Origin of the sequence: Pseudomonas sp. DWP2-2 (assembly GCF_049897065.1) — a bacterium.
Classification (GTDB): Bacteria; Pseudomonadota; Gammaproteobacteria; order Pseudomonadales; family Pseudomonadaceae; genus Aquipseudomonas; species Aquipseudomonas paracarnis.
This window is the reverse complement of the sequence record NZ_JAFCVN010000002.1, coordinates 613,620-638,468: the sequence shown is the minus strand read 5'-3', so window position 1 is coordinate 638,468 and position 24,849 is coordinate 613,620. Positions and strand designations below refer to the sequence as shown.

General features: G+C 61.3%; 21 protein-coding genes. 8 read left to right on the top strand and 13 right to left on the bottom strand.

The annotated features are described in order from the left end of the window. Nucleotides 1-10: 10 nt before the first annotated feature. The 5 genes from hisC to mtnA form a co-directional block, all read right to left on the bottom strand. A complete protein-coding gene (gene hisC / locus ACP7CZ_RS06985) occupies nt 11-1,123 on the bottom strand; it encodes a histidinol-phosphate transaminase (RefSeq protein ID WP_294149758.1) in 1,113 nt (370 codons plus the stop codon). Nucleotides 1,124-1,132: 9 nt separating this feature from the next. Then, nucleotides 1,133-2,227, bottom strand: coding sequence for a prephenate dehydratase (gene pheA / locus ACP7CZ_RS06980; protein WP_032902668.1), 1,095 nt, complete (start codon nt 2,225-2,227; stop codon nt 1,133-1,135). Continuing rightward, on the bottom strand, nt 2,227-3,312 hold the full coding sequence (serC, locus tag ACP7CZ_RS06975; RefSeq protein ID WP_054921888.1) for a 3-phosphoserine/phosphohydroxythreonine transaminase: 1,086 nt from the start codon (nt 3,310-3,312) through the stop codon (nt 2,227-2,229). Before serC ends, pheA begins: the two co-directional genes overlap by 1 nt. Before the next feature lie 242 nt (nt 3,313-3,554). Further along, complete coding sequence (gene gyrA, locus ACP7CZ_RS06970) at nt 3,555-6,209, bottom strand: DNA gyrase subunit A (RefSeq protein WP_032892792.1); 2,655 nt, start codon at nt 6,207-6,209, stop codon at nt 3,555-3,557. 424 nt (nt 6,210-6,633) lie between these two features. Then, entirely contained in the window at nt 6,634-7,704 is a 1,071-nt protein-coding gene (gene mtnA, locus ACP7CZ_RS06965) for an S-methyl-5-thioribose-1-phosphate isomerase (protein ID WP_057975719.1), read from the bottom strand. A gap of 109 nt (nt 7,705-7,813) precedes the next feature. Here mtnA and ACP7CZ_RS06960 point away from each other — a divergent pair, with 109 nt between their 5' ends. The 4 genes from ACP7CZ_RS06960 (at nt 7,814) to ACP7CZ_RS06945 (ending at nt 11,502) form a co-directional block, all read left to right on the top strand. Next, nucleotides 7,814-9,145, top strand: a complete 1,332-nt coding sequence (locus tag ACP7CZ_RS06960) for a TRZ/ATZ family hydrolase (RefSeq protein ID WP_034126684.1) — start codon at nt 7,814-7,816, stop codon at nt 9,143-9,145. A 64-nt stretch (nt 9,146-9,209) separates the two neighbouring features. Continuing rightward, the gene (ubiG, locus tag ACP7CZ_RS06955) at nt 9,210-9,908 is read left to right on the top strand and encodes a bifunctional 2-polyprenyl-6-hydroxyphenol methylase/3-demethylubiquinol 3-O-methyltransferase UbiG (protein WP_003189760.1); all 699 of its coding nucleotides are present in this window, start codon (nt 9,210-9,212) and stop codon (nt 9,906-9,908) included. Nucleotides 9,909-9,912: 4 nt separating this feature from the next. Beyond that, entirely contained in the window at nt 9,913-10,584 is a 672-nt protein-coding gene (mupP, locus tag ACP7CZ_RS06950) for an N-acetylmuramic acid 6-phosphate phosphatase MupP (RefSeq protein ID WP_034135125.1), read from the top strand. Nucleotides 10,585-10,761: 177 nt separating this feature from the next. Next, nucleotides 10,762-11,502 (top strand): YciK family oxidoreductase, encoded by a 741-nt coding sequence (locus tag ACP7CZ_RS06945; protein ID WP_197901402.1) that lies wholly within the window; start codon nt 10,762-10,764, stop codon nt 11,500-11,502. Nucleotides 11,503-11,621: 119 nt separating this feature from the next. Here ACP7CZ_RS06945 and ACP7CZ_RS06940 read toward each other — a convergent pair whose 3' ends face one another. The 6 genes from ACP7CZ_RS06940 to ACP7CZ_RS06915 are packed head-to-tail and all read right to left on the bottom strand — an operon-like array spanning nt 11,622 to nt 17,782. Further along, complete coding sequence (locus ACP7CZ_RS06940) at nt 11,622-13,136, bottom strand: ABC transporter substrate-binding protein (RefSeq protein ID WP_294149815.1); 1,515 nt, start codon at nt 13,134-13,136, stop codon at nt 11,622-11,624. A 32-nt stretch (nt 13,137-13,168) separates the two neighbouring features. Beyond that, nucleotides 13,169-14,140, bottom strand: coding sequence for an ABC transporter ATP-binding protein (locus ACP7CZ_RS06935; RefSeq protein WP_054898620.1), 972 nt, complete (start codon nt 14,138-14,140; stop codon nt 13,169-13,171). Then, nucleotides 14,137-15,093 (bottom strand): ABC transporter ATP-binding protein, encoded by a 957-nt coding sequence (locus tag ACP7CZ_RS06930; RefSeq protein WP_054919784.1) that lies wholly within the window; start codon nt 15,091-15,093, stop codon nt 14,137-14,139. Before ACP7CZ_RS06930 ends, ACP7CZ_RS06935 begins: the two co-directional genes overlap by 4 nt. Continuing rightward, complete coding sequence (locus tag ACP7CZ_RS06925) at nt 15,090-15,947, bottom strand: ABC transporter permease (RefSeq protein ID WP_197901400.1); 858 nt, start codon at nt 15,945-15,947, stop codon at nt 15,090-15,092. The genes ACP7CZ_RS06930 and ACP7CZ_RS06925 overlap by 4 nt, the downstream gene beginning before the upstream one ends. Then, nucleotides 15,944-16,891, bottom strand: coding sequence for an ABC transporter permease (locus tag ACP7CZ_RS06920; RefSeq protein ID WP_197901399.1), 948 nt, complete (start codon nt 16,889-16,891; stop codon nt 15,944-15,946). The genes ACP7CZ_RS06925 and ACP7CZ_RS06920 overlap by 4 nt, the downstream gene beginning before the upstream one ends. 3 nt (nt 16,892-16,894) lie before the next feature. Beyond that, nucleotides 16,895-17,782: a proline iminopeptidase-family hydrolase gene (locus ACP7CZ_RS06915; protein ID WP_034126678.1), complete on the bottom strand. Its 888-nt coding sequence runs from the start codon at nt 17,780-17,782 to the stop codon at nt 16,895-16,897. Between the two features lie 183 nt (nt 17,783-17,965). On the opposite strand from ACP7CZ_RS06915, the gene ACP7CZ_RS06910 reads away from it, so the two are divergent. Together ACP7CZ_RS06910 and ACP7CZ_RS06905 are read left to right on the top strand one after the other, a co-directional pair. Then, nucleotides 17,966-18,730 carry a LuxR family transcriptional regulator gene (locus tag ACP7CZ_RS06910; RefSeq protein WP_034126677.1) on the top strand — a complete coding sequence of 255 codons (765 nt, stop codon included), beginning with the start codon at nt 17,966-17,968 and terminating at the stop codon, nt 18,728-18,730. 94 nt (nt 18,731-18,824) lie between these two features. Continuing rightward, the gene (locus ACP7CZ_RS06905) at nt 18,825-19,757 is read left to right on the top strand and encodes a proline iminopeptidase-family hydrolase (protein ID WP_057975713.1); all 933 of its coding nucleotides are present in this window, start codon (nt 18,825-18,827) and stop codon (nt 19,755-19,757) included. Between the two features lie 114 nt (nt 19,758-19,871). Here ACP7CZ_RS06905 and ACP7CZ_RS06900 read toward each other — a convergent pair whose 3' ends face one another. Beyond that, on the bottom strand, nt 19,872-21,374 hold the full coding sequence (locus ACP7CZ_RS06900; RefSeq protein WP_032892803.1) for a nucleobase:cation symporter-2 family protein: 1,503 nt from the start codon (nt 21,372-21,374) through the stop codon (nt 19,872-19,874). A 157-nt stretch (nt 21,375-21,531) separates the two neighbouring features. Between ACP7CZ_RS06900 and ACP7CZ_RS06895 the strand changes: the two genes are divergently transcribed. Continuing rightward, on the top strand, nt 21,532-22,365 hold the full coding sequence (locus tag ACP7CZ_RS06895) for a hypothetical protein (protein WP_054898624.1): 834 nt from the start codon (nt 21,532-21,534) through the stop codon (nt 22,363-22,365). A gap of 138 nt (nt 22,366-22,503) precedes the next feature. Here ACP7CZ_RS06895 and punC read toward each other — a convergent pair whose 3' ends face one another. Continuing rightward, a complete protein-coding gene (punC, locus tag ACP7CZ_RS06890) occupies nt 22,504-23,688 on the bottom strand; it encodes a purine nucleoside transporter PunC (protein ID WP_054898625.1) in 1,185 nt (394 codons plus the stop codon). Between the two features lie 122 nt (nt 23,689-23,810). Here punC and punR point away from each other — a divergent pair, with 122 nt between their 5' ends. Continuing rightward, complete coding sequence (gene punR / locus ACP7CZ_RS06885; protein ID WP_054919795.1) at nt 23,811-24,725, top strand: DNA-binding transcriptional activator PunR; 915 nt, start codon at nt 23,811-23,813, stop codon at nt 24,723-24,725. The last annotated feature ends 124 nt before the right edge of the window (nt 24,726-24,849 follow it).

Sequence of the window (24,849 nt, the reverse complement as noted above, 5' to 3'; positions counted from 1 at the left end):
TGCAGTGACATCAACCACGGGCCAGAACCTTGGCCAACGCCTCAAGGAAGCGGCTGTTCTCAGCCGGCAGACCGATGGTGATACGCAGATGGTTCGGCATGCCGTAGTTGGCCACCGGGCGCACGATCACGCCCTCGCGCAGCAAGCCCTGGAACACCGGCGCAGCCAACTGGCCGAGGTCGACGCAGATGAAGTTGCCCTTGGACGGAATCCAGCCCAGGCCCAGCTCACGAAAGCCTTCCTGCAATTGCAGCATGCCGCTTTCGTTGAGACGACGGCCTTCTTCCAGGTATTCGGCATCCTTCACCGCCGCACAGGCGGCCGCCAGGGCCAGGCTGTTGACGTTGAACGGCTGGCGCACGCGGTTCAGCACATCGGCTACCACGGGCGTGGACAAGCCATAACCGACCCGCAACGACGCCAGGCCATAAGCCTTGGAGAACGTACGCGACACCAGCAGGTTCGGGTAGGCCGCGAGGAAATCCAGGCCATCGGGCAGGTCGCTGCCTTCGGCGTACTCGATGTAGGCTTCGTCCAGCACGACCAGCACATGCTCCGGCACGTCCTGCAGGAATTCGTTCAGTGCCTGCTCGTCAAACCAGGTGCCGGTCGGGTTGTTCGGGTTGGCGATAAACACCACGCGAGTCTGGGCATCGATGGCCGCCAGCATCGCCGGCAGGTCGTGGCCCCACTCCTTGGCAGGAATCACCCGAGCATCCGCCCCCACCGCCTGGGTCACGATCGGATAGACCGCAAACGCGTGCTCGCTGAACACCGCATTCAAGCCTGGCGCCAGGTAAGCACGGCCGACCAGTTCAAGGATGTCGTTGGAGCCATTGCCCAGGGTTACCTGGTTCAGCTCGACCCGGCACTTGTCCGCCAGCAAAGACTTGAGCGCAAAACCGTTGCCATCGGGATAACGGGTCAGTTCGGCCAGCTCTTCACGGATCGCCGCCAACACTTTGGGGCTCGGGCCCAGCGGGTTTTCGTTACTCGCCAGCTTGACGATTTTGGACGGGTCCAGATTCAACTCGCGGGCCAGTTCGTCCACAGGCTTGCCTGGAACGTAAGGCGAGAGTTGTTGCACGCCCGGCTGCGCCAGGGCGAGGAAGTTGCCACTCATGTCAAAGCCTCACAAAACCGCTTTCGGGTAAGAGCCCAGCACCTTGAGTGCCACGGCTTCCTGACTGATTTTCTCCAGCACGCCCTTGACCAGCGGGTCGCGGTGATGGCCCATGAAGTCGATAAAGAATACGTAGGTCCACTTACCGCTGCGCGAAGGACGAGTCTCGATGCGCGTCAGGTCAATCCCGTTGTCGTGGAATGGCACCAGCAGCTCATGCAGCGCGCCGGGCTTGTTGCTCATGGAGACGATGATCGAGGTCTTGTCGTCGCCGGTCGGCGGCACTTCCTGGCTGCCGATCATCAAAAAGCGCGTGGAGTTATCCGGGCGATCTTCGATCTTTTCGGCCAGGCGCGTCAGGCCGTACAGGCCGGCAGCCATATCGCCGGCAATCGCCGCCGAGTTCCACTCACCCTTGACCCGCTTGGCCGCCTCGGCGTTGCTGGACACCGCAACGCGCTCTACATTCGGGTAATGGGCGTCCAACCACTTGCGGCACTGGGCCAGGGACTGGGCGTGGGAATAGATACGGCTGATGCTGTCGGTCTTGGTGTTTTCACCCACCAGCAGGTGGTGATGGATACGCAACTCCACCTCACCACAGATGACCATGTCGTGTTCGAGGAAGCTGTCCAGCGTGTGGTTGACCGCGCCTTCGGTGGAGTTTTCCACTGGCACCACGCCAAAATTCACCGCACCGGCCGCGACTTCACGGAAGACTTCGTCGATGGCCGCCATCGGCTTGCTGATTACCGCATGGCCGAAGTGCTTCATGGCTGCCGCCTGGGTGAAGGTGCCTTCAGGGCCGAGGTAAGCCACTTTCAGCGGCTGCTCCAGCGCCAGGCACGAAGACATGATTTCACGGAACAACCGCGCCATCTCTTCGTTGCCCAACGGGCCCTTGTTGCGTTCCATCACACGCTTGAGCACCTGGGCTTCACGCTCGGGCCGGTAGAACACCGGCACTTCGCCTTCCGCCAGGGACGCCATTTTCACCCGGGCCACTTCCTGGGCGCAGCGCGCGCGCTCACTGATCAGTTCCAGGACCTTTTCGTCCAGACTGTCAATGCGTACGCGCAGGGCCTTGAGTTCTTGCTCAGACATTAGCCGTGTTCCTTCTCGAACTCTGCCATGTAGGCAACCAGCGCATTGATGGCGTGGATGTCAACGGCGTTATAAATGGAGGCGCGCATGCCACCCACCGAGCGGTGGCCCTTGAGGTTCAGCAGGCCGCGCGCGTCGGCGCCGGCCAGGAACGGCTTGTCCAGGCGGTCGTCGGCCAGGCGGAACGGCACGTTCATCCACGAGCGGTCGCTGAGGTTGATCGGGTTGCTGTACAGGCCGCTGGCGTCGATAAAGTCGTACAGGACGCGCTTCTTCTCTTCGTTGAGCTTGCCCATGGCCGCCACGCCGCCCTGCTCCTTGAGCCATTCGAACACCAGGCCCGACAGGTACCAGGCAAACGCCGGCGGGGTGTTGTACATCGAGCCGTTATCGGCCGCGACCTTGTAGTTGAGCATGGTCGGGCACACCGAGCGGGCGCGACCCAGCAGGTCTTCGCGGATGATATTGACCAGGATGCCGCTCGGGCCGATGTTCTTCTGCGCGCCGGCGTAGATCATGCCGTACTTGGACACGTCGATCGGGCGCGAGAGGATGTCCGAAGACATGTCGCACACCAGCGGAACGTCACCGACTTGCGGCACCCAATCAAATTCCAGGCCGCCGATGGTTTCGTTCGCGACGTAGTGAACGTAGGCCGCGTCCTTGGTCAGCTTCCACTCGTTCTGACCGGGAATGGCGAAGTAGTCGTAGGGCTTGGCGGTGCCCGCCACGTTGACATGGCCGTAGCGCGAGGCCTCCTCAATGGCCTTCTGCCCCCAGATACCGGTGTCGATATAGTCGGCAGTGCCGCCTTCGGGCAGCAGGTTCAGCGGTAACTGGGCGAACTGCTGGCTCGCACCACCCTGCAAGAACAGCACTTTGTAATTGGATGGGATGTCCAGCAGGTCGCGCAGGTCCTGCTCGGCCTTGTTGGCGATAGACACGAACTCATCGCTGCGATGGCTCATTTCCATCACGGAGAGGCCTTTTCCATGCCAGTCGAGGAGTTCACCCTGCGCACGCTGCAGGACTGCTTCAGGAAGCGCCGCGGGACCGGCACAGAAGTTATAGGCTCTCTTGCTCACATCCAATCTCACTCTGATCTGGTGGGGCTGCAATCATGTCAGCAACGCCCTCGTTCTGGAGCGGACATCTGTGGGAGCTGGCTTGCCTGCGATAGCAGCGCCGCGGTATCACTTAATGACCGAGGCGCCTGTATCGCAGGCAAGCCAGCTCCCACATGGACCGCGTCCAGGCAAAGGGCGCTGTATTTCATACGGGACAAACAACAAGGGGGCGAATCTTCATCCGCCCCCTGTGTGTCCGCTTATTCCTGCGGTTCTTCTTCGTCTGCGGCAGCGTCGAGGGTTGGCTCGTCAACGTTGTCATCGCCAGCTGCGATCACCTCGCCTTCAAATTCCTCACCTTCGAGCTCTTCACCTTCGACTTCCGAAGGCTCCTGCACACGCTCCAGGCCGACCAGTTTTTCGTCCTTGGCCAGCTTGATCAGGGTCACGCCCTGGGTGTTACGGCCCAGGCTCGACACTTCCGCTACACGGGTACGCACCAAGGTGCCCTGGTCGGAAATCAGCATGATCTCCTCGCCATCGAGCACCTGCACCGCGCCGACCAGACGGCCGTTGCGGTCGTTGCTGACCATGGCAATCACGCCCTGGCCGCCACGCTTGTACTCCGGGAACTCACTGATGGCGGTACGCTTGCCATAACCACGCTCGGATGCGGTGAGGATCTGGCTGCCTTCTTCCGGGATCAGCATCGAAATCAGCTTCTGCCCTTCCGGCAGGCGCATGCCGCGTACACCCCGGGCGGTACGGCCCATGGCACGCACGTCGGACTCCTTGAAACGTGTGACCTTGCCGCCGTCGGAGAACAGCATGACTTCGCGCTCGCCATCAGTGATGGCTGCGGAAATCAGCACGTCGCCTTCATCCAGCTCCAGGGCGATCAGGCCCACGCTGCGTTGACGGCTGAAGGATTCCAACGGGGTCTTCTTCACGGTGCCTTTGGCGGTGGCCATGAAGATGAAGTGGCCTTCGGTGTATTCCTCGACCGGCAGCATGGTAGTGATGTATTCATCACTGTCCAGGGGCAGCAGGTTGACCAACGGACGGCCACGGGCAGCGCGGGAGGCTTCCGGGATTTCGTAAGTCTTGAGCCAGTACACCTTGCCCTTGCTGGAGAACAGCAGCAGCGTGGTGTGGCTGTTGGCGACCAGCAGGTGAGCGATGTAGTCCTCATCCTTCACGCCGGTAGCCGATTTACCTTTACCGCCACGACGCTGGGCCTGATAAGCAGCCAGCGGCTGGGTCTTGGCATAGCCGCCGTGGGAGATGGTCACCACGCGCTCTTCTTCCGGGATCATGTCACCCAGGGTCAGGTCCAGGCGCGCATCGAGGATTTCGGTGCGGCGCACGTCGCCGTATTCGGCGCGGATCACTTCCAGTTCTTCGCGGATCACTTCCATCAGGCGCACGGCGCTGCTGAGGATGCGGATCAACTCGCCGATCTGGTTGAGGATCTCCTGGTACTCGGCCAGCAGCTTCTCGTGTTCAAGGCCGGTGAGGCGGTGCAGACGCAGTTCCAGGATGGCCTGGGCCTGCTCTGGCGACAGGAAGTACTTGCCTTCACGCAGACCGTATTGCGGGTCCAGGGTCTCCGGGCGGCACGAGTCGGCGCCAGCGCGCTCAACCATCGCGACCACGGCGCTGGATTCCCAAGGCGTGCTGATCAGCGCTTCCTTGGCTTCCGACGGGGTTGGCGAGGCCTTGATCAGGGCGATCACCGGATCGATGTTCGACAACGCAACCGCCTGGCCTTCCAGGATATGGCCGCGCTCGCGGGCCTTGCGCAGTTCGAACACGGTACGGCGGGTCACTACTTCGCGACGGTGACGCACGAAGGCTTCCAGCAGGTCCTTGAGGTTCAGGATGCGCGGGCGGCCGTCGATCAGGGCAACCACGTTGATACCAAACACGCTTTGCAGCTGGGTCTGAGCGTAGAGGTTGTTGAGGATCACCTCAGGCACTTCGCCGCGGCGCAGCTCGATGACCACGCGCATACCGTCCTTGTCGGACTCGTCGCGCAGCTCGGTGATGCCTTCCAGCTTTTTCTCTTTAACCAGCTCGGCGATCTTCTCGATCAGGCGTGCCTTGTTCAGTTGGTAAGGGAGCTCGGTGATGACGATCTGCTGGCGGCCACCGACCTTGTCGATATCTTCGATCATCGAGCGGGCACGCATGTAAATGCGCCCGCGGCCAGTGCGGTAGGCTTCGATGATGCCGGCGCGACCGTTGATGATCGCGGCGGTCGGGAAGTCCGGGCCGGGGATGTATTGCATCAGCTCATCGACGGTCAGCTCAGGGTTGTCGATAAGGGCCAGGCAACCGTCGATGACTTCACCGAGGTTGTGCGGCGGGATGTTGGTGGCCATGCCCACGGCGATACCGCTGGAACCGTTGACCAGCAGGTTGGGAATCTTGGTGGGCATGACAGCCGGGATCATTTCGGTGCCGTCGTAGTTCGGCACCCAGTCCACGGTTTCTTTATGCAGGTCGGCCAGCAGCTCGTGCGCCAGCTTGGTCATGCGCACTTCGGTGTATCGCATGGCTGCGGCGTTGTCGCCGTCCACCGAACCGAAGTTGCCCTGGCCGTCTACCAGCAGGTAGCGCAAGGAAAACGGCTGCGCCATCCGAACGATGGTGTCGTACACCGCAGTGTCGCCGTGAGGGTGATACTTACCGATCACGTCACCGACAACACGGGCAGATTTCTTGTACGGCTTGTTCCAGTCGTTACCCAGCTCGCTCATCGCGAACAGCACACGCCGGTGCACGGGCTTCAAGCCATCGCGCGCATCAGGCAGTGCCCGACCGACAATTACGCTCATCGCGTAGTCGAGGTAGGACTGTTTCAGCTCGTCTTCGATATTGACCGGGAGGATTTCTTTGGCCAGTTCGCCCATGAGAAGCCTGATTCCTTTTTCGGGTGAAACCTCGTCACATCCATTCGGGACGAACGAAGCTCGCCGCTGCCGGCACGGTGCCTGACAACGACTTACGACAAATCAACGAGTTATGACACGGATCTGCACGTTATAGGCAACCCCTCGGGGCAGCCCTGGAAACCGCCGGATGTTATCACAATCGCCGCCACGCACCTATCCCCCTGATGCGCATGGAGGCTAGTAATTTGACGGATGACAGGCTTGAAGGGGACGAGAGGGGCTCAGAGGCGCGATGGTGCTTTTTTGCGAGGGTGGAATGCAGACGTTTTGTTGACTGCAAGGGCCGATCGCAGGCAAGCCAGCTCCCACCTTTGATTTGTGAATACAGTTAAAGGTGGGAGCTGGCTTGCCTGCGATGGCGCCCCCACAGGCACCCACACACTCAATGCAGCCGCTTACGACACATCAACTTGGCCAGTTTTGCGGTGTCTGGCCGCTCGACAATGCCTTTTTCGGTGACGATCACGTCAATCAGGTCCGCAGGCGTCACATCAAATACAGGGTTAAGCGCCGCGATATCCAACCGCTGCCCATCAACCTCAAGCAACTCACCCATATCGCGCTGCTCCAGCGCAACATCCTCCCCCGTAGCCATCATCAAATCGAGGGTCGAACTTGACGCCACCACCATAAAGCGCACGCCATGGTGCATGGCACAGACGGCCAGTTGATAAGTGCCGATCTTGCTGACCACATCGCCATTGGCCGCAATACAGTCAGCACCCACCACCACCCAGGTCACGCCTTTGGTCTTGAGGATATGCGCCCCGGCGGAGTCGGCATTCACCGCCACCGGGATGCCCTGGCCCGCCAACTCCCACGCCGTCAGACGCGAGCCTTGCAGCCATGGGCGGGTTTCATTGACATAGACCTGCTCGACCAACCCCTCCAGATACGCCGCGTGAATCACCCCGAGGGCTGTGCCAACGCCGCCGGAAGCCAACGCGCCGGCATTGCCATGGGTAAGGATCGCCTGGGCATTGCCCTGATGCTTGCGAATCCGCTCCATACCCAACTGGGCCATGACCACATTGGCTTCCCGATCACTCTCATGGATCGCGACGGCTTCGGCCTCCAACACCACCAGCGGGTCGGCGTCCTGCTTGAGGCGATCCAGGCGGTCGCGCATGCGCTGCAAGGCCCAGAACAAATTCGATGCGGTCGGCCGGGTGTGGGCCAGCAAGGCGTAGTCTTCTTCCCACGCGGCCTGCCAGTCACCGCCCTCGGCGATGCGCTCGCGGGCGGCGAGCACCAAGCCATAGGCAGCGCAGATGCCGATGGCCGGTGCGCCCCGCACCACCATGGTGCGAATGGCGTCAGCCACCGCTTCAACGGTACCGCAGGCCACCCAGTGCTCCCGGGACGGCAAAACACGCTGGTCGAGCAGGTGCAGCGCGCCATCACGCCATTCGATGGCCTTCACGTTCTCTGCAGCCAACAGTCGGTCGCGCATCCCTTACCCCGCACTCATGAACAAAAGCCGCCGATTATAGCGATCCGCCAGCCGGGACGCTCGGGTATACTTCGCCCTTCTTTTATAGCTGCCTGGGAAGAAGCCTGCGATGACCTCCACTGCCGCCCCGCTCGACTTGTTGCTGCTGCCGACCTGGCTGGTACCCGTCGAGCCCGCTGGGGTGGTGCTCAAGGAGCACGGCCTGGGTATCCGCGATGGCTGCATTGCCTTTATCGGGCCACGGGACGCGGCGTTGAAGCTGGCGGCGCAAGAGGTGCGTGAACTGCCCGGCATGCTGCTCAGCCCCGGCCTGGTCAATGCACACGGCCATGCAGCCATGACCCTGTTCCGCGGCCTGGCCGACGATTTGCCACTGATGACCTGGCTGGAAAAGCACATCTGGCCAGCCGAAGCCAAGTGGGTCGATGAAGCGTTCGTGCGCGACGGTACCAACCTGGCCATTGCCGAGCAGATCAAGGGCGGCATCACCTGCTTCTCGGACATGTATTTCTACCCCAAGGTCGCCAGTGACTGCGTGCACAACAGCGGTATGCGTGCGCAGATCGCACTGCCGATCCTCGACTTCCCGATCCCCGGCGCCAGCAGTGCCGACGAGGCGATTCGCCAGGGTATCGAGCTGTTCGGCGACCTCAAGCACCACCCGCGCATCAAAATCACCTTCGGCCCCCACGCGCCCTACACCGTGTGCGATGCCAACCTGGAAAAGATCCGGGTGATCGCCGAAGAGCTGGACGCCGTGATCCATATGCACGTTCACGAAACTGCCTTTGAAGTGCAGCAAGCCGTCGAGCAGACCGGCGAGCGGCCATTGGCGCGCCTGGCTCGCCTTGGCCTGCTGGGCCCGCGCTTTCAGGCCGTGCACATGACCCAAATCAGCGAAGACGACCTGGCTTTACTGGTAGAAAGCAACACCAGCGTCATTCACTGCCCGGAATCGAACCTGAAACTGGCCAGCGGCTTTTGCCCGGTGGAGCGCTTGTGGCAGGCTGGCGTCAACGTGGCCATCGGCACCGACGGCGCTGCCAGCAACAATGACTTGGATTTGCTCGGCGAAACCCGCACGGCGGCGATGCTGGCCAAGGCCGTGGCCGGCTCGGCCACTGCGCTGGATGCCCACCGCGCCCTGCGCATGGCCACACTCAACGGCGCCAGGGCGATGGGCCTGGACAGCCAGATTGGCTCCCTGGAAGTCGGCAAGGCGGCAGACATCGTCGCTTTTGATCTTTCCGGGTTGGCGCAACAACCGATCTACGATCCGGTCTCACAGCTTATATATGCCACCGGGCGCGATTGCGTGAAACACCTTTGGGTTGCCGGCAAGCCATTGCTCGACGACCGGCAATTGACCCGCATGGATGAACAACAGTTGACCGCCACGGCCATTGCCTGGGGCCAACGCATCAGCGGGCACAGCGAATAACGACGCGGCTGAAGCCTTGGGTTCAGCCGCGACACACCGACTTATCAGATTCAGAGGATTCACCATGAGCAACGTCGATCACGCCGAAATCGCCAAGTTTGAAGCCCTGGCTCACCGCTGGTGGGACCGCGAGAGCGAATTCAAACCCCTGCACGATATCAACCCACTGCGGGTCAACTGGATTGACGAGCGCGTCAACCTGGCCGGCAAGAAGGTGCTGGACGTCGGTTGCGGCGGCGGCATCCTCAGCGAAGCCATGGCCCAGCGCGGCGCCACCGTCATGGGCATCGACATGGGCGAAGCGCCGCTGGCCGTGGCGCAGTTGCACCAGCTCGAATCCGGGGTGAGCGTGGAGTACCGCCAGATCACCGCCGAAGCCCTGGCCGAGGAAATGCCCGAGCAGTTCGACGTGGTCACCTGCCTGGAAATGCTCGAACACGTGCCGGACCCGTCCTCGGTGATCCGCGCCTGTTTCCGTATGGTCAAGCCCGGCGGCCAGGTGTTCTTCTCCACCATCAACCGCAACCCCAAGGCTTACCTGTTCGCGATCATTGGCGCCGAATACATCATGAAGCTGCTGCCGCGTGGCACCCATGATTTCAAGAAATTCATCCGCCCTTCCGAGCTGGGTGCGTGGAGCCGCCAGGCCGGGCTGACCGTCAAGGACATCATCGGCCTGACCTACAACCCGCTGACCAAGCACTACAAGCTGGCCAACGACGTTGACGTCAACTACATGATCCAGACCCTGCGCGAGGAGTAAGCCTGTGAAGTTGCGAGCGGTTCTCTTCGACATGGACGGTACCCTGCTGGATACCGCGCCGGACTTTATCGCCATCTGCCAAGCCATGCGCGCCGACCGAGGCCTGGAACCGATCAACCCGCAGCACATCCGCGATGAAATCTCCGGCGGTGCCCGGGCGATGGTTGCCGTGACCTTCTCGATGGATCCTGAATCCCCAGGCTTTGAAGAGCTGCGCCAGGAATTCCTGGAGCGCTACCTCAAGGACTGCGCGGTGCACAGCAAACTGTTCGACGGCATGGCCGAACTGCTGGAAGACATCGAGAAAGCCAAGCTGATCTGGGGCGTGGTCACCAACAAGCCGGTGCGCTTTGCCGAACCGATCATGCAGCGCCTGGGCCTGGCCGAACGCTCGGCCGTGCTGATCTGCCCGGACCATGTGAAAAACAGCAAGCCGGACCCGGAGCCGATGATCCTGGCGTGCAAGATGCTCGACCTGGACCCGGCCAGCGTGCTGTTCGTGGGCGATGACCTACGCGACATCGAATCCGGCCGCGACGCCGGTACGCGCACGGCGGCGGTCACCTATGGCTATATCCACCCGGATGACAACCCACGCCACTGGGGCGCGGATGTGGTGGTGGATCACCCGCTGGAATTGCGCAAGGTGCTGGATAACGCGCTGTGCAGTTGCTGATTGTTCGAAGATCTCAACAACGCTGAGATCAATGTGGGAGCTGGCTTGCCTGCGATAGCGGCCTGCCAGCCAGCACATCTGGCGGCAGTTAGTCCGCCATCGCAGGCAAGCCAGCTCCCACAGGAAATGGATTCCACTTCAAGTGGTGTATCACCTTGAATTTTGTCGAGGCTATTTATGTTTGATTACTCTGCACCGCCAGAACTGCTCAAAGGCCGGACCATCCTGGTAACCGGCGCCGGTCGCGGGATTGGCGCGGCAGCGGCGAAGACCTATGCCGCCCATGGCGCCACCGTGTTGTTGCTGGGCAAGACCGAAGCCAACCTGGCCCAGGTGTATGACGAGATCGAAGCCGCGGGCCACCCACAGCCGGTGGTAATCCCGTTCAACCTGGAGACCGCCCTGCCCCATCAATACGATGAGCTGGCAGCGATGATCGAAAAAGCATTCGGCCACCTCGACGGCTTGTTGCACAACGCCTCGATCATCGGCCCGCGCACGCCCATCGAGCAGTTGTCCGGCGAGAACTTCATGCGGGTGATGCACGTCAACGTCAACGCGATGTTCACGCTGACCAGCACTTTGCTGCCGCTGCTCAAGCTGTCCCAGGACGCGTCGGTGGTGTTCACCTCCAGCAGTGTCGGGCGCAAGGGCCGTGCTTATTGGGGTGCCTATGGCGTGTCCAAGTTCGCCACCGAGGGGCTGATGCAAACCCTGGCCGATGAGCTGGAAGATGTGGCCGCAGTGCGCGCCAACAGCATCAACCCGGGCGGCACCCGCACCAGCATGCGCGCCCAGGCGTACCCAGGGGAAAACCCGATGGAAAGGCCGGCGCCGGAAGAGATCATGCCGGTGTACCTGTACCTGATGGGGCCCGACAGTGCCGGCATCAATGGCCAGGCCTTCGATGCGCAATAAGCCCTGACACACCGCAAAACAAAGGTGGGAGCTGGCTTGCCTGCGATAGCGGTGGTGAATATTCCATCGCCATTGCAGGCAAGCCAGCTCCCACATTGCTTTGTGGTGTAGTTAAAAACTCAGTTTTTGACCACTTCCTCAAGGGTGAAGCGCCCCAACGGGTTCTGCAGGAAGTTGCTTATGTTCTTGCGTGAGATGTTGATGTACGGGCTGTAGTACAGGTCAATCCAGTTCACATCCTGTTTGGCCACCTTCTGCAACTCCACATACATTTGCTCACGCTTGGCCGGGTCTGCCTCGATCCGCGCGGCCGCCACCAACGCCTTGACCTGGTCGTTCTTGTAGCGGGTCATGTAGTTCTGGTTGGTGTCGTGGCCCAGTACGAAGGTGGTTTTCTGGTCGGGGTCGAGGATGTCGTTGGTCCAGTACATCACCGAAATATCGTATTCACCGTCCACCAGCATCTGCCAGCTTTGGGTGGGGTCGACTTTCTGCAGGTTGGCGGTCACGCCGACCTTGGCTAGCTGGTCCTTGATGATCACCGCGATCTGCTCGTCGGCCTCGTTGCCGGCGTTGACCACGTAGTTGAGCTTCAAGTCCTGGGCACCCGCAGCGGCCAGCAGCTTCTGGGCTTCGGCCGGGTCGTACGGGCATTGCAGGTTGTTGGCGTAGTGGTACAGCGAGCCCTTTGGAATGTAGGAATAAGCCACGGTGCCTTGACCGTAAGTGACCGCTTTGACCAGCGATTGCTTGTCGATGGCCATGTCCAGGGCCTGGCGCACTTGCGGCTTCGCCAACAAGCCGTGCTCGTGGTTGATCAACAGGTGATCTTCACGGGTAGACGGGTCGGCGTGGATCACCACGTTCTGGTCTTTCTTCAGCTCTTCCACGCGGGAGAACGGTACAAAGATCGCCGTGTCGAGTTCGTTGTTCTGCACCATGCGCATGCGCGTGTTGTCATCGGTCACCGACACCCATTCCACGCCGTCCAGGCTCACGCTGCCGGCCTGCCAGAAATTCGGGTTTTTCTTCAGGATCACGCGGTCGCCCTTGCGCCACTCGTCCACGGTAAACGCGCCGGACGTCACCGGGTTTTCCGAGTAGGCGTCTTCGCCCATCTTGGTCATGGCTTTTTCCGACAGGATCGACACCGTCGGCGACGCCAGTTGCGAGAGGAAGGCCACAGCCGGGGTTTTCAGGGTGACCACCAGGGTCTTGGCATCGCTGGCCGTGGCGGTGTTGATCAGGCTGAACGGGTCGCTCCACAACGAGGCCTTGTTGTCGCGGATGCGCAGCAGGCTGAACGCGGCGTCGGCGGCAGTGATCGGCGAGCCGTCAGAGAACTTCGCCTCGCGCAGCTTGAAGGTGTAGGTCAGGCCATCCTTGGAAATGCCCCAGCTTTCGGCGAGGCCCGGTTCCATCTTGGTGCCCAGGTTATCCACGCGCACCAGGGTGTCGTAGACGTTGGCAAATACCCAGGTGTCGCGGTTTTGCGCGCTTTTGATCGGGTCGAAAGTGGTGCTGTCTTCACGGCAGCCGATGGTGAGCACACCGGCGGCATGGGCCAGGCCGGCGGTCAGCGACCAGGCCGTGAGGGTAGCGGCGGCGAGCAATTTCAAGTGGCGCGAGTGCATATCACAACTCCTTGTTAATGAATGGCAGAGGGTCAAAGCAAAGGGTCTTCAAGCACGCAACTGTACCGATGCTCGTGCTGGAAATGGGTGGGGGGCAATACCGAGGAACACATGGCTTGCGCATACCGGCAACGCGGGTGAAAGGCACAGCCTGTCGGCAGATTCAGCGGGCTCGGCGGTTCGCCGGGCAATGGCTGCGCAGGCAATGGCCGGTGCGGATCGATCTCCGGGATGGCCTGGATCAGCGCCGCCGTGTACGGGTGACGGGGCGCGGTGAACACCGCTTCCACCGGGCCCTCTTCGACGATCTTGCCCAGGTACATCACCGCCACGCGGTCGCATAGGCGCCTTACGATGGCCAGGTCATGGGCGATAAACAGGATCGCCAGGTTCATACGCTGTTGCAGTTCCAGCAGCAGGTTGATGATCTGGCCCTGGATAGACACATCCAGCGCGGCCACACATTCATCGGCAATGATCAGGCGCGGCTCCACTGCCAGCGCCCGGGCGATACCCACGCGCTGGCACTGGCCACCACTGAGCGAGCCGGGCTTGCGTGAAGCCAGCTCAGGACGCAAGCCGACCAGTTCGAGCAACTCATTCACACGATCAGGAATCTGCTGCGCCGCCACCTTACGCTGCACACGCAGTACCTCGGCGATGGTTTCGCCAATGCTGTGCCGTGGATTGAGCGCGGCGTAGGGGTCCTGGAAAATCATCGCGGTCTCATGCCGCAGCCGGGCGATGTCGATGGCACTGCCATGGGCCATGTCGATACCGTCGAACAACACCTGCCCGGCGCTGATCGGGTTGAGGTGCAGAATTGCCCGGCCCAGGGTGCTCTTGCCACTGCCGGACTCGCCCACCAAACCCAGCGTTTCACCGGCGGCGAGGTTCAGCGACACCCCGTTCACCGCCCTCACCCACTGGCGGTTGAGGCCAAACAGGCCGCTGCCGGACGCCGTAAAGCGCACTTCCAAATCCTTGACCTGTAACAGGCTCATGGGCGCGCTCCCAACGGGTAGTGACAGGCCACGCGTGCGCCTTGGGGCAGCAACTCGGCGCACAAGGCGCCGGCCTGTGGGCAGCGCGGGTGGAAGCGGCAGCCGTCGGGCAATGCATCGAGCAACGGCGGCTGGCCAGCAATGGTGCGCAACAACGCATGCCCGCTGCTGTGGGCTGGCTGGCAGTCGATCAGGCCTGCGGTATACGGATGTTGCGGTTGGGCCAGCAGTTCGTATTTGCTGCCGTGCTCGCACAGGCGCCCGGCATACATCACGGCGATGGCATCGCAGGTTTGCGCCACCACGCCCAGGTCATGGGTGATCATGATGATCGACAGGCCACGCTGGTCGCGCAGGTCGAGCAACAGCCGCAGGATTTGCGCCTGCACCGTCACATCCAGGGCCGTGGTCGGTTCGTCGGCGATCAACACCTTCGGGTTGCAGCCCAGGGCCACGGCGATCATGGCGCGCTGGCGCATGCCACCGGAAAACTCATGGGGGTAGTTGTCGACCCGCGCCTGGGGGTCGGGAATCCCGACCTGACGCAATACCTCGATCGCCTGCAAGCGCGCGTCTTTTTTCGACGCGCCTTGGTGCAGGCGGATGCCCTCGGCGATCTGCTCACCGATGCGCATCAACGGGTCCAGGTGGCTGCTGGGGTTCTGGAAGACCATGCCCAACTGCCCGCCGCGCACGGCACGCATGCCGGCATCATCCAGTGCCAACAGGTCCTGGCCGGCCAACTGCACAGCGCCGCCCTGCACGCGCAGATTGGGCGATGGCAACAGACGCATCAGGCCGCGACAGGCCATGGTCTTGCCGGAACCGCTCTCGCCCACCAGGCCAAGGATTTCACCTTCGGCCAGGTCGAAGGACACCCGATCCACCAAGGTGACCTCACGCCCGGCGTTGTTGGCGATCACACTGAGGTCGCGCACCTGCAACAGGCTCATGAGCGCTCTCCCAATACCTGCGCAACACCATCGGCCAACAGGCTGAAGCCCATGGCCAAGGTCACGATGGCCAGGCCCGGGAAGGTGCAGATCCACCAGGCAGTGGTGATAAAGGCTTGCCCCTCGGCCACCATCGTCCCCCATTCGGCGGTCGGTGGTTGCACCCCCAGGCCCAGGTAACTGACGGCGGCGCCGTTGAGCAGCACCAGCACCGCGTCAGACATGGAAAACACGATGGAGCCAAACAGCGCATTAGGCAGCAAATGCCGGAACAGAATGCGCCCATGGCCAAAGCCCAGGCTCTTGGCGGCCAGGGCGAACTCGCTTTCCTTGAGCACCAGGATCTGCGAGCGAATCAGGCGCGCGTACGACACCCAGCCCACCAGCGCCATGGCGATGTAAAAACTCTGCAAGCCCGGCCCGAGGATGGCCATGATCGCCAGCATCAGCACCAGGAACGGGAACGCCAGCACCACATCGATCACACGCATGCAGACACTGTCGAAACGCCCGTCGATATAACCCGAGACCGCACCGATAAAGGTGCCAATGATGAACGGGAAGATCACCCCGATAACCGCCAACTGCAGGTCGATGCGCGCCCCCCAGATCACCCTCGACAGGATGTCCCTGCCGTAATTGTCCGTACCCAACGGATGGGCAAGGCTGGGGGCCAGCAAACTCATGCTGGTGTCCTGCGCGATAGGGTCATAGGGCGCGACCCACGGCGCAAACAACGCCAGGGCCAACCACGCGAACAGGATCAACAAACCCCATGCGGCGGTCAGCCGGCCATTGCGAAAACCAAAGCGCAGGCGCAAGCGCCACGGGGCAATCAATGGGCGACTGCTCATTGCATCTTCACCCGTGGGTCGAGGGCCACGGTTACCAGGTCGGCCAGGAAGTTGACCACCACCGTGGCACAGGCCAGCACCATCGCCACACCCTGCACCACCATGTAGTCACGGGTGAAAATGCCGCGCACCAGCAACTGGCCGATGCCTGGAATCGCGAACAGGCTTTCGATGACCACCGTGCCGCTGATCAGCCAACCGATGTTGACCGCCAGCAGGTTGACCGCCGGCACCAGAGCGTTGGGCAGTACATGCCGGCGAAACACCGCGCCTTCCGCCAGCCCGCGTGCACGTGCGGCGGTGACGTGATCCGCCTGCAACTCCATCAACATGCTCGCCCGCAGGTTGCGCACCAGCACCGCCGACAGCGCCAGGGCGATGGTCAGGCATGGCAAAAGCATGTGGTGCGCCTTATCCAGCCAAGTGCGCCCGTAACCGGACACCGGGAACAAGCCCCATTTCACGCTGAGCAGCAGGATCAGCATCAACCCCAGCCAGAACGCCGGCATGCCCAGGCCGACCGTGGTGAACACGCGGATCAGCTTGTCCGCCCAACGGCCTTGCTGGCGCGCCGCAATCGTTGCCAGTGGCACCGCTATCAACAAAGCGAGCACCACGCTGCCCAGCACCAGCACCAGCGTCGGCTCGATCCGGGTGACGATCAGTTTCAGGGCGTCGACCTTGTACAGCAGCGATTGGCCGAGGTCGCCCTTGAGCAGGTTTTTCAGGAAGTAAAAGTATTGCAGCCACAAGGGCTGGTCGAGGCCGAACTGGGCGCGGATCTTCAGCAGCGCATCCGGCGTGCTGCGCGAACCCAGCAAGGCACGCGCCGGGTCGCCAGGAATCGAGCGCACCAACACGAAGGTGATCAGGCTGATGCCCAGCAGCACCGGCAGCAATTGCAGGGGCCGGGACAACACAAAACGGTAGCGCGCCAGGTCCATGCGTCAGCCTCGGTGGCGAGCGAGAAAGTCCAGCAGCACCGGGAAGTACGCCTGTGGCTCCTCGTAAAAAGGCATATGACTGCTGTTGGGGAACACATGCAACTCGGCGTGGGGGGCTGCAAGTTTCATGCGCATCGCACAGGCGGGGGTGAGTTCATCATGCTGGCCGGTGGTGATCAGGATCGGCATCGTGAACTCGGCCATTTCCTTGAGGCGGTTCCAGTCCTTGAGGTTACCGATATAGAGGAACTCGTTGGGGCCTTGCATGGTTTCGTAAGGCCCCATGTTCCAGTCGCCCAGGGACCGCTTGACCGGCTCTGGCCATTCGTCGAGCCGGCACACGTGGCGGTAGTTGAGCAAAGTGATGGCGGCCTGGTACTGCGGATGGTCGAGGGTGCCCATGGCTTCGTGGCGTTGCATCATGGCCACGGTTTCGCTGCCCAGGGCGCCACGCAGACGCTCCAGTTCCTGGGACAGGTGGGGAATGTCGCCGACGGTGTTTTCCAGGATCAGGCTTTTGAGCGCACCGGGATAATGCACGGCATATTCGATCCCCAGCCAACCGCCCCAGGAATGCCCGAGCAGATGCACGCGGCCCAGGCCCAGCGCCTGGCGTACGGTCTCGACTTCTTCGACATAACGGCGGATTTCCCACAGTGAAGCATCGGTCGGTCTGGCTGATGCGCCCGTGCCAAGCTGGTCGAATGCAACCACTCGCAGGTTATGTGCTTTGAGCCAGCCATGGGCGTCGCGCAGATAGTCACACGGCAGGCCCGGCCCGCCGTTGAGACACAGCAGCACCTCATCGCCTTCGCCAAAGCTGTAGACCACGAGGTTATGGCCGTCGACTTGCACGTTGTACTGCTGGTCGGGGGCAATTTCACGCCACATGCATACATTCCTTGTGTTGTATCGGCCTGGCGGGTAGCGGCCGTTTATCAGGTCAACACTACCGAGGATGCCGTGCGTCCATAACCTAGTATTTCTTATAGGTTTGGCCTGGCAGTCCTTCGCCGGGGCGTGGCATTCTACTTGCAGCAAGTCTAGATTCAAATGAATTCGGGAGCAGAACGGATGCTGGCCAAGCTGACCGCCTTCAATAATCGCCTCATACCGGGCAGGAGCCTGGATGAACAGATGGACAATACGTTTATCCTTGCCCAACAACTGGGCTTCGATGCCCTGGTGTATGACTACACCCCGGTGCCCATCGACCTCAACGGCGCATTGATCACGCCCTCGCTGTTGCAACTGCGCAACACACCGAGCGATTGGCACGCCTTATGGTGCAGCGAAGGGTTTTACCAGATCGACCCGGTGCAACACCTGGCGCTGAGCACAGTGTCGCCGTTTGTCTGGTCCTATGAGGCCAAGACTGAGACGGCCCTGCAAAAGATCATCGACCCCTGCCACGCCCCCGTTTCTTCTTATCTGCATGAGCGTCAGCTGACCTGCGGCGTCAGCGTGCCGATTCATCTGCCCCGGGGCGGCTTCGCCTCGCTGACCGGGTTGCGCACCGGCAAGGCGCGCACGGTATTGAAGGACGCCCAACATACGCTGGCCGATTTCAGCCTGATTACCCATGCCCTCCAGGAAGCGGCGTACCCGCTGTTCAGCAAGGAGGTGCGGGCTTATCCGCACATACGCCTGACCAAGCGCGAGCGCGAATGCCTGAAATGGGCGGCTGAAGGCCTGACCGCCGCCGAAATCGCCTCGCAATTGAGCCGCTCCCTGGCGGTGGTCACTCTGCACCTGGCCTCGGCCATGCACAAACTGGGCGCCAAGAACCGTGTTCAGGCCGTGGTTCGCGCCACCCACTACCGCTTGCTGGAAGGTTGAGCTTTCGGCAAAAACCTATCTGTTTTGCTAGTTACCTAAACTTTTTGTTCAGACTATCGTAACCCTGATCCTTTTTTTCAGAGCAGGGTACGAAATGGAATTCATCGAAAAAGTTCGCGAAGGCTACGCGCCCTTTGGCGCCTATCAGACCTGGTATCGCGTCACCGGCGACCTGACCACAGGCCGTACGCCCTTGGTGATCATCCATGGCGGCCCGGGCTGCACCCACGATTACGTCGACGCCTTCAAGGACGTCGCCGCCAGCGGCCACGCGGTCATCCACTACGACCAGTTGGGCAACGGCCGCTCCACGCACTTACCGGAAAAAGACCCGTCGTTCTGGACCATCGGCCTGTTCCTCGACGAGTTGAACAACCTGCTGGACCACCTGCAAATCAGTGAGAACTACGCGATCCTCGGTCAATCCTGGGGCGGCATGCTCGGCAGCGAACACGCAATCTTGCAACCCAAGGGCCTGCGCGCGTTTATCCCTGCCAACTCCCCCACCTGCATGCGCACCTGGGTCAGCGAAGCCAACCGCCTGCGCAAGCTGTTGCCTGAAGGCGTGCATGAAACCCTGCTAAAGCACGAGCAGGCCGGCACCTACCAAGACCCGCAATACCTGGCGACCTCACGGATTTTCTATGACCAGCATGTGTGCCGGGTCAACCCGTGGCCCGAAGAAGTGGCACGCACCTTCGCCCAGGTGGATGCCGACCCGACGGTGTACCACGCCATGAGCGGCCCGACCGAATTCCACGTGATTGGCAGCTTGAAGGACTGGAATGTGATCGGCCGCCTGTCAGCCATCAAGGTGCCAACCCTGGTGATTTCCGGTCGACATGACGAAGCCACACCGTTGGTGGTCAAGCCATTCCTGGATGAGATATCGGACGTGCGCTGGGCACTGTTTGAAGACTCCAGTCACATGCCCCATGTGGAAGAGCGCCAGGCGTGCATGGGGACGGTGGTGAAGTTTCTGGATGAGGCGTGTTCGTTGCCGCACAAAGCCCTCAAGGCCGGCTGAAATCCGCCCTCTGTAGGAGCGAGCTTGCTCGCGAAAAACTATCAGACGCCGTGTTTATTCAGAAAGCACGCGTCATCGTTGACGTTTTTCGCGAGCAAGCTCGCTCCTACCTGTTTAAACCTCAGTGGTTTCGGGTTTTGCGGCTTTCTTTGAGGTATCTGCTACCAGGGGAATTTCCTTGCCCTCGGCATCAAACAACTTGCCACCCCGGTAGTAATCCCCATCGCGCAACGCAGCCACGTCGCGAAAGCACAAGCTGCGCTCAGTCCCCGCCACAAACACTGACTGCTGGTCCGAGTTGCCGGCGGTGAAGTGGTTGAACGCCAGGTTCAGCAATATCGCCATGATTGCCGACGAGCTGATGCCCGAGTGGAAGATGGTCGCGAACCAGCTTGGAAACTGATCGTAGAAGCTCGGCGCGGCGATGGGGATCATGCCGAAGCCGATAGACGTGGCAACGATGATCAGGTTCATGTTGTTGCGGTAATCCACCTTGGACAGCGTGCGAATCCCACTGGCCGCCACTGTGCCGAACAACACAATCCCGGCGCCGCCCAACACGGAGGTGGGCACGGCCGCGATCACTCGCCCCATGAACGGCAACAGGCCGAGCACCACCAGGAACACTCCGCCAGTGGCCACCACAAACCGACTCTTGACCCCTGTCACCGCCACCAGGCCGACGTTCTGGGCGAATGCACTCTGGGTAAACGAACCGAAGATCGGCGCAAACATGCTCGACAACATGTCGGCACGCAGGCCGTTGCCCAGGCGCTTGGAGTCCACCTTGGTGTCGATGATCTCACCCACCGCCAGGATGTCCGCCGACGTTTCCACCAGCGTCACCATCACCACGATGCACATGGAAATGATCGCCGCCACATGGAAGGTGGGCATGCCGAAGTGAAAGGGTGTGGGGAAACCGAACATCGGCCCCTGCATGACGCCAGAGAAGTCCGCCATGCCGAGCAGCACCGCGATCACCGTGCCGATCACCATGGCCAGCAGGATCGACAAGCGAGAGATTGTTGCGCTGCCGATCTTGCTCAGCAGCAGCACCAGCACCAGGGTCAGTGCGGCCAGGCCGATGTTGGACATGCTGCCAAAATCTGCCGCCCGGCTGTTGCCACCCATGGCCCAGCGCGCCGCTACAGGCATCAGGGTCAGGCCGATGGTGGTAATCACAATGCCCGTCACCAGCGGCGGAAAAAACTTGGTGATCCTTGAGAACACCGGGGTAATCAACAAACCGATAAAGGACGCGGCCATCACCGCCCCGAGAATCGCTGGCACACCACCGGCACCGTCGCTGCCGACAATCGCCACCATGGTCGCCACACCCGCGAACGACACGCCCTGCACCAGCGGCAACTGACAGCCGAAGAACGGCAGGCCCAGGGTTTGCAAAAGCGTGGCCAGGCCACCGGCAAACAGCGATGCAGCGATCAGCAGACCGATATCCGCCGGCGACAACCCGGCGGCCTGGCCGACGATCAACGGCACGGCGACGATGCCGCCATACATGGTGAGCACATGCTGCAGGCCGTAAGCCATGTTGGCGGCGACGCCCAGATTTTCATCTTCGGGCCGCTGCGGTGACGCCTTCGGGATAGTCATGGTGAGGGGTTCTCTGTTTTTGTTGTGCGCTCACTGTATGCAATGTTCAGACTGTATGTCCATAGAGTTGTATACAATCAATCGAACAAGATACCCTCCAACGGCGTTACAAAAACAATCCGGCCGTCACGAGCCAGAACGCCAAAGGACAAAAATAATGAAAAAGGCACTACAGGGCGCCACCGTCGCATTGACCCTTCTCGGCGGCGGGGAGGCTGTTGCGGTGGAATGGATGAACAACAGCGTCGGGTTCCGCTACGGGCAGCACTTCACCAACCCGAACAACCCCGACGACTTCAGCAAGCGCATCTACAGTTTTACCCACGCCAGCGGCTACCGTTACGGCAGCAATTTCCTCAACCTCGACGTATTCCTGTCCGACAGCAGCGACCCGCGCAAAGGCACCGACCACGGTGGCAGCGAGGTGTACGCCGTGTACCGGCATCAGCTGTATGCCTCACGCGTGTTCGACTTGCCGCCGGGCACGGCGCTGATCAAGGATTACGCGCTGACCCTGGGCTTCGACGCCAACCGCAACAACAACTTCGCTTCCGCCAAGAAGCGCGCCCTGGTGATTGGCCCTACGTTGAAGTTCAACACTGTCGGCGTGCTGGACCTGAGCCTGATGTACTACAAGGAAAAGAACCACACCGGCATTCCCGGCGCGCAAGAGTCGAACCACACCTTCGACGCTACCTACATGCTCAACCTGACCTGGATGCGACCGTTCGAGGTGGGCAACCATGCGGCGAAATTCCAGGGGTTTATCAATTACGTCGGGGAGAAAGGTGAGGATTACCATGGCCGCGATACGGCAGCGGAGGCCTTGATGCGTACAGCGCTGATGGTGGCGGTGCGACCGGGTAAAAGCGTCAAGCCTAACCTGTACCTGGGGGTGGGGTATGAGTACTGGCATAACAAGTTTGGGGTGGACGGCGGCCGTGGCAGCCGCACCTCAACACCGACGCTGAACATGGAAGTGACGTTCTAACTGAAGAAGCAGGCTTTTTGTAGGAGCGAGCTTGCTCGCGAAAAACTCACCGACGCCGCGTTCATTCAGAAAGCCCGCGTTATCGTTGACGTTTTTCGCGAGCAAGCTCGCTCCTACCAGTTTGATCGTATTGTCAGCTCAGGCGTTGGCCAGTTCGGAAGAGTTGCCCTTCGGCCGTGCCAGCCAATAGCCCAACACCGCCAGTGGCGCCGTCGCCAGCATCACAATCACCGTGATCAACAGCGGTTGCTCGATCATCGACGACACCAACAGGCTGGCCACGAAGCACAAGCCCAATTGCAGGGTATTTTGCAGGGCCGCCGCCTTGCCGGAATTTTCCGCAAAGGGCATCAGCGCATTCGCCACCACAATCGGGTAGCTGGCGCCGTTGCACAGCGCCATCAGGCAGAACGGGATCAACAAGGTGGTCAGGGTCGGCACACTCAAGGTGGCCACCACGTACAACGCCACCATGCTCAAGCAATAGGCGACCAGCAACCATGGCAGCAGGGTTTTACCCGGCAGGCGCTGCAAGGCGCTGCGGCAACTGTAGCCGCCAACGAGAAACGCCAGGGTCGGCAGCACGTAGCTGAGGCCAATGTCATTCGGGCTGTAACCCATGCCACCGAGGATGAACGGCGAGGCGGTCAGCCAAGCGAAGAAGCTGGCCGAACAGGCGGCAAAGATCATCACATTGCCGGTAAACACCCGAGAAGTGAGCAATTGCCCATACCCCAGGCGCACCGGGCTGCCCTTGTGCTCCGAACGCTTGGGCACATTGCGCAGGAACAAGGTCGGCAACAACAGCAACAACGACACCACCAGCAACACGCCGAAGATCGCCTGCCAGCCAAAGTGATTCAGCACCATGGCGCCCAACAGCGGTGCCAGGGCCGGCGATAGCGACATCAACGGCATGATGCTGGCGAAGACGCGGTGAGCCTTGTCGGCCGGGTAGCGATCAATCACCAAGGCCTGCCAACTGACGGCGGCGGCACACACGCCAATCGCCTGCATAAAGCGCAGGGCCAGCAGTTGCGGCGCGCTCTGAACCCAGAACATGCCCAGGCAACCGAGCACAAACAGGCTCAGGCCCGCGATCAGAATCGGCTTGCGCCCCAGGCGGTCCGAGAGCGGCCCCCACAGCAACTGCCCCAGCGCAAAGCCGGCAAGAAAAATGCTCAAGCTGGCGCCCACCGCGCCAGCACCAATGTTCAACTGCTCGCCCATGGCGCCAAATGCCGGCAAGTACATGTCCATGGCGAGATAACCGAGCATGCTCAGCCCCGCCAGATACCAGGTAAAACCAAAAGAATTTTTCATCGAAGCCTTGTAGATACTGCCATCAAACTATTTGCTGACTGTCGCCCATTATGAGGCTGACAATATCTGTGTGAAGCGATAATAATTGGACACTCTTATCAATAATTTTGAAGGCAGTACCTATGTGGTCGGAATATTCCCTGGATGTGGTGGACGCCGTCGCCCGTCACAGCAGCTTCAGCGCCGCCGCCCAGGAACTGCACCGTGTACCGTCGGCCATCAGCTACACCGTGCGTCAGCTCGAAGAATGGTTGGCCGTGCCGCTGTTTGTGCGTCGGCATCGCGACGTGGAACTGACCCCTGCCGGCCGCCTGTTTATCGACGAAGCCCGCGGCGTGATGAAAAAAATGCTCGGCACCCGGCGCCTGTGCCAACAGGTGGCCAATGGTTGGAGCGGGCAGTTGAAGGTGGCCGTGGACTCAATCGTCAAACCCCAGCGCTGCCGGCAGTTGGTGCTCGACTTCTATCGGCAGTTTCCCGAAGTGGAATTGCTGCTCGAATACGAGGTGTACAACGGCGTGTGGGATGCGTTGGCCGATGAACGCACCGACATCGTGATCGGCGCCACCAGCGCGGTGCCGGTGGCCAGCCACTTCAGCTTCCGCGACATGGGCCTGTTGAACTGGCTGTGCGTGGTCAGCGCCCGGCACCCGCTGGCGGCGGTGGAAGGTTTGCTCAGTGATGACCAACTGCGCCCCTTTGCCTCGCTGTGCATGACCGACACCTCCCGCAACCTGCCCAAGCGCGACACCTGGACCCTGGATAACCAGCGCCGCCTGGTAGTGCCCAACTGGGCGTCGGCCCTGGATTGCCTGCGCGATGGCCTGTGTGTAGGGATGGCGCCGGCCCATCAGGTGTTGCCATGGATCGAGCGCGGGGAGTTGGTGGCGCTGCAATTGAGCCGGCCATTTCCGGCCAGCCCGTCGTGTGTGGCGTGGGCGCAGAACAAACTGTCGCCGGCCATGGCGTGGTTGTTGGAGTACTTGGGGGACACCGAAACGATGAACCAGGAATGGCTGAATGGCCCCTCTTTCTGATCACTCCCACGCTGCTGATCGTTCCCACGCTCTGCGTGGGAATGCTGCCCTGGACGCTCCGCGTCCGCTCTTAACGCGTGACGCAGAGCGTCACAGGAGGCGTTCCCACGCATAGCGTGGGAAC

What these genes read in the sequence shown, in the direction of transcription:
- hisC (WP_294149758.1), bottom strand. Translation starts at nt 1,123, where the DNA reads ATGAGTGGCAACTTCCTCGCCCTGGCGCAGCCGGGCGTGCAACAACTC.
- pheA (WP_032902668.1), bottom strand. Translation starts at nt 2,227, where the DNA reads ATGTCTGAGCAAGAACTCAAGGCCCTGCGCGTACGCATTGACAGTCTG.
- gyrA (WP_032892792.1), bottom strand. Translation starts at nt 6,209, where the DNA reads ATGGGCGAACTGGCCAAAGAAATCCTCCCGGTCAATATCGAAGACGAG.
- mtnA (WP_057975719.1), bottom strand. Translation starts at nt 7,704, where the DNA reads ATGCGCGACCGACTGTTGGCTGCAGAGAACGTGAAGGCCATCGAATGG.
- ACP7CZ_RS06960 (WP_034126684.1), top strand. Translation starts at nt 7,814, where the DNA reads ATGACCTCCACTGCCGCCCCGCTCGACTTGTTGCTGCTGCCGACCTGG.
- ubiG (WP_003189760.1), top strand. Translation starts at nt 9,210, where the DNA reads ATGAGCAACGTCGATCACGCCGAAATCGCCAAGTTTGAAGCCCTGGCT.
- ACP7CZ_RS06945 (WP_197901402.1), top strand. Translation starts at nt 10,762, where the DNA reads ATGTTTGATTACTCTGCACCGCCAGAACTGCTCAAAGGCCGGACCATC.
- ACP7CZ_RS06940 (WP_294149815.1), bottom strand. Translation starts at nt 13,136, where the DNA reads ATGCACTCGCGCCACTTGAAATTGCTCGCCGCCGCTACCCTCACGGCC.
- ACP7CZ_RS06935 (WP_054898620.1), bottom strand. Translation starts at nt 14,140, where the DNA reads ATGAGCCTGTTACAGGTCAAGGATTTGGAAGTGCGCTTTACGGCGTCC.
- ACP7CZ_RS06930 (WP_054919784.1), bottom strand. Translation starts at nt 15,093, where the DNA reads ATGAGCCTGTTGCAGGTGCGCGACCTCAGTGTGATCGCCAACAACGCC.
- ACP7CZ_RS06925 (WP_197901400.1), bottom strand. Translation starts at nt 15,947, where the DNA reads ATGAGCAGTCGCCCATTGATTGCCCCGTGGCGCTTGCGCCTGCGCTTT.
- ACP7CZ_RS06920 (WP_197901399.1), bottom strand. Translation starts at nt 16,891, where the DNA reads ATGGACCTGGCGCGCTACCGTTTTGTGTTGTCCCGGCCCCTGCAATTG.
- ACP7CZ_RS06915 (WP_034126678.1), bottom strand. Translation starts at nt 17,782, where the DNA reads ATGTGGCGTGAAATTGCCCCCGACCAGCAGTACAACGTGCAAGTCGAC.
- ACP7CZ_RS06910 (WP_034126677.1), top strand. Translation starts at nt 17,966, where the DNA reads ATGCTGGCCAAGCTGACCGCCTTCAATAATCGCCTCATACCGGGCAGG.
- ACP7CZ_RS06905 (WP_057975713.1), top strand. Translation starts at nt 18,825, where the DNA reads ATGGAATTCATCGAAAAAGTTCGCGAAGGCTACGCGCCCTTTGGCGCC.
- ACP7CZ_RS06900 (WP_032892803.1), bottom strand. Translation starts at nt 21,374, where the DNA reads ATGACTATCCCGAAGGCGTCACCGCAGCGGCCCGAAGATGAAAATCTG.
- ACP7CZ_RS06895 (WP_054898624.1), top strand. Translation starts at nt 21,532, where the DNA reads ATGAAAAAGGCACTACAGGGCGCCACCGTCGCATTGACCCTTCTCGGC.
- punC (WP_054898625.1), bottom strand. Translation starts at nt 23,688, where the DNA reads ATGAAAAATTCTTTTGGTTTTACCTGGTATCTGGCGGGGCTGAGCATG.
- punR (WP_054919795.1), top strand. Translation starts at nt 23,811, where the DNA reads ATGTGGTCGGAATATTCCCTGGATGTGGTGGACGCCGTCGCCCGTCAC.